Genomic DNA, 4,307 nt, shown 5'->3' on the forward strand with positions numbered 1-4,307 from the left:
ACCTAAGGGAACCCGGGGTCTGTACAGCCGCTACGCGCGTAGATATGCTCGTCTGGTGACCATGCCCAGTTCTGCACTCACCGCAGCTCACCCCCTCAAGGACGTCACCGCGTCCGACAGCGCGCTGCGCCGCTTCCTCCACGGGCTCCCCGGTGTCGACGCGGTCGGCCTGGAGGGGCGTGCGGCCTCCCTCGGCACCCGTTCGATCAAGACGACCGCGAAGGCGTACGCCATCGACCTCGCCATCTCGATGGTCGACCTGACGACGCTGGAAGGCGCGGACACCCCGGGCAAGGTCCGGGCTCTCGGCGCGAAGGCGGTCCAGCCCGACCCGACCGACCGTACGACGCCCACCACGGCCGCGGTCTGCGTCTACCCCGACATGGTGGCCGTGGCCAAGGAGGCCGTCGCCGGCTCCGGCGTGAAGGTCGCCTCCGTCGCCACGGCCTTCCCGGCCGGCCGCGCCCCGCTCACCGTCAAGCTGGCCGACGTGCGCGAGGCCGTCGCCGCGGGCGCCGACGAGATCGACATGGTCATCGACCGCGGGGCGTTCCTCTCGGGCCGATACTTGAAGGTGTACGACGAGATCATCGCCGTGAAGGAGGCCTGCGGCACGTCCGCGCGCCTGAAGGTCATCTTCGAGACCGGCGAGCTGTCGACGTACGACAACATCCGCCGTGCGAGCTGGCTCGGGATGCTGGCGGGCGCGGACTTCATCAAGACGTCCACCGGCAAGGTCGCCGTCAACGCGACCCCGGCGAACACGCTCCTCATGCTGGAGGCGGTACGTGACTTCCGGGCACAGACCGGCATCCAGGTCGGCGTGAAGCCGGCCGGCGGCATCCGTACCACCAAGGACGCCATCAAGTTCCTCGTGCTGGTCAACGAGACCGCCGGCGAGGACTGGCTGGACAACCACTGGTTCCGCTTCGGCGCCTCCTCGCTGCTGAACGACCTGCTGATGCAGCGCCAGAAGCTGGCCACCGGCCGCTACTCCGGCCCCGACTACGTGACGGTGGACTGATCACCATGGCATCGGTATTCGAATACGCCCCGGCGCCCGAGTCGCGCTCGATCGTCGACATCGCGCCCTCGTACGGCCTGTTCATCGACGGCGAGTTCGTGGAGGCGGCCGACGGCAAGGTCTTCAAGACGGTCTCGCCGAGCACCGAGGAGGTCCTCTCCGAGGTCGCCCAGGCCGGCGAGGCGGACGTGGACCGCGCGGTGCAGGCCGCCCGCAAGGCCTTCGAGAAGTGGTCGGCGCTGCCCGGTTCGGAGCGCGCCAAGTACCTGTTCCGCATCGCGCGGATCATCCAGGAGCGCAGCCGGGAGCTGGCCGTCCTGGAGACGCTGGACAACGGCAAGCCCATCAAGGAGACGAGGGACGCCGACCTCCCGCTCGTCGCCGCGCACTTCTTCTACTACGCGGGCTGGGCCGACAAGCTCGACCACGCCGGCTTCGGCGCGAACCCGCGGCCGCTGGGCGTGGCGGGCCAGGTCATCCCCTGGAACTTCCCGCTGCTCATGCTGGCGTGGAAGATCGCCCCGGCGCTCGCGACCGGCAACACGGTCGTCCTGAAGCCGGCCGAGACCACCCCGCTCTCGGCGCTGTTCTTCGCGGACATCTGCCGCCAGGCGGGCCTGCCGAAGGGCGTCGTCAACATCCTCCCCGGCTACGGCGGCGCGGGCGCGGCGCTGGTGGCCCACCCGGACGTGGACAAGGTCGCCTTCACCGGCTCCACGGCCGTCGGCAAGGAGATCGCCCGCACGGTCGCCGGCACCCGCAAGAAGGTCACGCTCGAACTGGGCGGCAAGGGCGCCAACATCGTTTTCGACGACGCCCCGATCGACCAGGCCGTCGAGGGCATCGTGAACGGCATCTTCTTCAACCAGGGCCAGGTCTGCTGCGCGGGCAGCCGCCTGCTGGTCCAGGAGTCGATCCACGACGAGCTCCTCGACTCCCTCAAGCGCCGCCTGTCGACCCTCCGCCTGGGCGACCCGCTGGACAAGAACACCGACATCGGCGCGATCAACTCCGAGGAGCAGCTCACGCGCATCACCTCGCTCGTCGAGCAGGGCGAGGCGGAGGGCGCCGAGCGCTGGTCACCGGCCTGCGAACTGCCGGAGAGCGGCTACTGGTTCGCCCCGACGCTCTTCACGAACGTCACCCAGGCGCACACCGTCGCCCGCGACGAGATCTTCGGCCCGGTGCTGTCGGTGCTGACCTTCCGCACCCCGGACGAGGCGGTCGCCAAGGCCAACAACACGCCGTACGGCCTCTCCGCCGGCATCTGGACGGAGAAGGGCTCCCGCATCCTGGCGGTCGCGAACAAGCTCCGCGCGGGCGTCGTCTGGTCCAACACGTTCAACAAGTTCGACCCGACGTCGCCGTTCGGCGGCTACAAGGAGTCGGGCTTCGGCCGCGAGGGCGGCCGCCACGGCCTGGAGGCGTACCTCGATGTCTGATCGGCTCACCGTTCTGAAAACCTACAAGCTGTACGTCGGCGGGAAGTTCCCGCGTTCCGAGAGCGGCCGGGTGTACGACGTGACGGACTCAAAGGGCAAGTGGCTGGCGAACGCGCCCCTGTCCTCCCGCAAGGACGCCCGTGACGCGGTAGTGGCCGCCCGCAAGGCGTTCGGCGGCTGGTCCGGGGCGACGGCGTACAACCGCGGCCAGGTCCTCTACCGCGTCGCGGAGATGCTGGAGGGCCGCCGCGACCAGTTCACGCGCGAGGTGGCCGACGCCGAGGGGCTGTCGAAGTCCAAGGCGGCGGCGGTCGTGGAAGCCACGATCGACCGCTGGGTCTGGTACGCGGGCTGGACCGACAAGATCGCCCAGGTGGTCGGCGGCGGCAACCCGGTCGCGGGCCCGTTCTTCAACCTGTCCTCCCCCGAGCCGACGGGCGTGGTCGCGGTCCTGGCGCCCCAGGAGTCGTCCTTCCTGGGCCTGGTGTCGGTGCTCGCCCCGGTGATCGCCACCGGCAACACGGCGGTCGTGGTGGCCAGCGAGAAGTCCCCGCTCCCCGCCCTGTCCCTCGCCGAGGTGCTGGCCACCTCGGACGTCCCCGGCGGCGTGGTCAACGTCCTGTCGGGCCGCACGGCGGAGATCGCGGCCCCGCTGGCAGCCCACCAGGACGTCAACGCGATCGACCTCGCGGGCGCCGACGAGACCCTGGCGAAGGAACTGGAGATCGCCGCGGCCGACAACCTCAAGCGCGTTCTCCGTCCACAGCCTGTGGATTACGCGGAGACTCCCGGCATCGACCGCATGACGGCGTTCCTGGAGACGAAAACGGTCTGGCACCCCACGGGGTCACTGGGCGCGTCCGGCTCCTCGTACTAGGCGCCCTAGGCGCCCCTCACAGCGGAAGCCCCGCCCCTCCCCCGTCCGGGAGGGCCGGGGCTTCTCTCGTGCGCGCACGCCTCCCGGTCAGATGCCGAGCCTCTGTGCGATGCCGTCGAGCACGCAGTCGAGGCCGAACACCAACTCCCGGGCCGGTCGTCCTTGGGGTCGCGCTGAGGGCGTACTGCTCGAATGCCGGGTATCGCCCCGCGCCCATCAGGTAGCGCATCTGCGGGGCGAGCGCCTGACGCGTCTCGTCGCCGCTGGTCCATCGCCGTCCCCGTCGGCTCGACCCGTGAAGGACGTTTCGCGCCCGTGGTGACGAAGCGACTGACCAACCTCGGCCAGCGCGACGATCTGCGCGCCGACGTCGTGGACCTCGCGGAGACACCTCTCCCGACGGCGTTCCCGGCATTCGGCCAGCAGCCGCCACGCGGCACCGAGGAGCGGTTGGTCCTCGTGTCACCGCGGCTCGCATGCGAGCCATCGCCGCCACCTTCCGATGCACTGGGTAATCGATTCGACACAAAGGGTGGTGGTTGAGATGTGACGCGCGCATCACAAGCGGCCCGCGGGGTCGTACGGCCCCCGCCGGATGCCTCACACTGGTGTCCCGTGAGTTCCCCTCTGCCCCTACCGACGCGAGTCGTGCTGCTCTGCGGCCCATCCGGCTCCGGCAAGTCCCTCCTCGCGGCCCGCTCCGGCCTCCCGGTGCTGCGGCTCGACGACTTCTACAAGGAGGGCGACGACCCGACGCTTCCGCTGGTGGCGGGGAGTTCGGACATCGACTGGGACCATCCGCAGTCGTGGGACGCCGACACGGCCGTCGCCGCGATCACCCGGCTGTGCCGCACGGGCCGTACGGACGTCCCCCTCTACGACATCGCGCTGAGCGCCCGCACCGGCACGGAGACCGTGGACATCGGGCGTACCTCGCTGTTCATCGCGGAGGGCATCTTCGCCG

At 70.2% G+C, this 4,307-nt stretch carries 5 protein-coding genes; all 5 read left to right on the forward strand.

The window, feature by feature from the left end:
* The first annotated feature begins 61 nt into the window (after positions 1-61).
* Positions 62-1,024 carry a deoxyribose-phosphate aldolase gene (gene deoC / locus AOQ53_RS36875; protein ID WP_059424116.1) on the forward strand — a complete coding sequence of 321 codons (963 nt, stop codon included), beginning with the start codon at positions 62-64 and terminating at the stop codon, positions 1,022-1,024.
* 5 nt (positions 1,025-1,029) lie between these two features.
* Positions 1,030-2,466 (forward strand): aldehyde dehydrogenase family protein, encoded by a 1,437-nt coding sequence (locus AOQ53_RS36880; RefSeq protein WP_059424118.1) that lies wholly within the window; start codon positions 1,030-1,032, stop codon positions 2,464-2,466.
* Entirely contained in the window at positions 2,459-3,343 is an 885-nt protein-coding gene (locus AOQ53_RS36885) for an aldehyde dehydrogenase family protein (RefSeq protein ID WP_059424120.1), read from the forward strand. Before AOQ53_RS36880 ends, AOQ53_RS36885 begins: the two co-directional genes overlap by 8 nt.
* A gap of 315 nt (positions 3,344-3,658) precedes the next feature.
* A complete protein-coding gene (locus AOQ53_RS47885; RefSeq protein WP_330219382.1) occupies positions 3,659-3,886 on the forward strand; it encodes a hypothetical protein in 228 nt (75 codons plus the stop codon).
* Positions 3,887-3,889: 3 nt separating this feature from the next.
* Positions 3,890-4,307 (forward strand): uridine kinase family protein (locus AOQ53_RS36890; protein ID WP_408055226.1); only part of this gene is annotated, 418 nt, incomplete at its 3' end.

The sequence above is a fragment of the Streptomyces azureus genome (genome assembly GCF_001270025.1).
In the GTDB taxonomy this organism is placed as follows: Bacteria; Actinomycetota; Actinomycetes; order Streptomycetales; family Streptomycetaceae; genus Streptomyces; species Streptomyces azureus.

What these genes read in the sequence shown, in the direction of transcription:
- deoC (WP_059424116.1), top strand. Translation starts at nt 62, where the DNA reads ATGCCCAGTTCTGCACTCACCGCAGCTCACCCCCTCAAGGACGTCACC.
- AOQ53_RS36880 (WP_059424118.1), top strand. Translation starts at nt 1,030, where the DNA reads ATGGCATCGGTATTCGAATACGCCCCGGCGCCCGAGTCGCGCTCGATC.
- AOQ53_RS36885 (WP_059424120.1), top strand. Translation starts at nt 2,459, where the DNA reads ATGTCTGATCGGCTCACCGTTCTGAAAACCTACAAGCTGTACGTCGGC.